Consider the following 1538-nt stretch of genomic DNA (forward strand, 5'->3'; position numbering starts at 1 on the left):
ATTCCGAGGCGCTGATCGCACGGCTGAAGCTGGAGATCGACAAGGTTCGCCGTGAACTCTACGGCAGCCGGTCCGAGCGCAAAGCGCGGCTTCTCGAACAGATGGAACTGCAGCTCGAGGAGTTGGAAACGGACGCCGGTGAAGATGAACTGGTGGCGGAGATCGCAGCCAAAGCTTCAACTGTCAAAGCCTTCGAGCGCAGGCGTCCGTCACGCAGGCCCTTTCCCGAACATCTGCCACGCGAGCGCATCGTCATCGCCGCTCCCGCCAATTGCGCCTGCTGCGGATCGGCCAAATTGTCGAAGCTTGGCGAGGACATCACCGAGACCCTGGAGGTCATACCGCGCCAGTGGAAGGTTATCCAGACGGTACGGGAGAAGTTTACCTGTCGCGAGTGCGAGAAGATCACGCAGCCACCAGCACCCTTCCATGTAACGCCACGCGGCTTTGCCGGGCCAAACCTGCTGGCGATGATCCTGTTCGAGAAGTTTGCCCAGCACCAGCCGCTCAATCGTCAAAGCGAACGCTATGCTCGCGAGGGCGTCGACCTTAGTTTATCGACGCTTGCAGATCAGGTCGGAGCTTGCGCCGCGACGTTGAAGCCACTTCATTCTCTGATCGAAGCGCATGTCCTTGCCGCCGAACGTCTGCACGGCGACGACACGACCGTGCCAATCCTGGCCAAGGGAAAGACAGATACGGGCCGCATTTGGACCTATGTCCGGGATGATCGGCCGTTCGGAGGCCTCTCACCGCCGGCAACCCTTTACTATGCCTCGCGCGATCGACGGCAGGAGCATCCGGAACGCCACCTGAAGACCTTCACGGGTATTCTGCAGGCGGACGCCTATGGCGGCTACAATTCCGCTGTTCAAGGGCGATCGCGATCCAAATCCGCTAAGACAGGCGTTTTGTTGGGCACACGCGCGTCGCAAGTTCTTCGTGCTCGCAGACATTAATGCGAACGCCAAGCGTGGAAAGAACGCCGCGCCGATCTCGCCTATGGCGCTCGAAGCCGTCAAACGGATCGACGGCCTGTTCGATATCGAGCGGGAGATCAACGGGCTTACGGCCGATCAACGCCTGGAACGTCGCCGCAAGGAAAGCCTGCCGCTCGTCGACAGTCTGCAGGTCTGGCTTCAAACCGAGCGTGCAAAACTGTCGCGCAGTTCTCCGGTCGCCGAGGCGATCGATTATATGCTCAAGCGTTGGGATGGCTTCACGTCATTCCTGGAGGATGGCCGGATTTGCCTCACGAACAACGCCGCGGAGCGAGCCCTGCGAGGCTTCGCACTCGGTAGGAAGTCCTGGCTCTTCGCCGGATCAGACCGCGGCGGGGATCGTGCAGCCTTCATGGCCACGTTGATCATGACGGCAAAGCTCAACGACATCGATCCGCAGGCGTGGCTGGCCGACGTTCTTGCCCGCATCGCCGACACGCCGATTATCAGGCTGGAGCAGTTGCTTCCGTGGAATTGGACGCCGCCGACCGTCAACGCTCAAGCTGCCTGACCTGTGGCCTTCACCGGAGGCTTACG

Annotated in this window: 1 protein-coding gene; it reads left to right on the top strand. The window is 60.7% G+C overall.

Features of this window, described 5'->3' with window-relative positions; all coding sequences use genetic code 11:
* Positions 1-1512 (top strand): IS66-like element IS66 family transposase gene (locus F3H58_RS27035; RefSeq protein ID WP_149744442.1). Its coding sequence is split into 2 segments (ribosomal slippage), with 1511 coding nucleotides annotated over them: positions 1-866 and positions 868-1512; the frame shifts between segments, so codons are not numbered across the junction. This gene is flagged as partial in the annotation.
* Positions 1513-1538: the final 26 nt, after the last annotated feature.

The organism is Rhizobium sp. NFACC06-2, from assembly GCF_900101425.1.
GTDB classification, from domain to species: Bacteria; Pseudomonadota; Alphaproteobacteria; order Rhizobiales; family Rhizobiaceae; genus Agrobacterium; species Agrobacterium leguminum.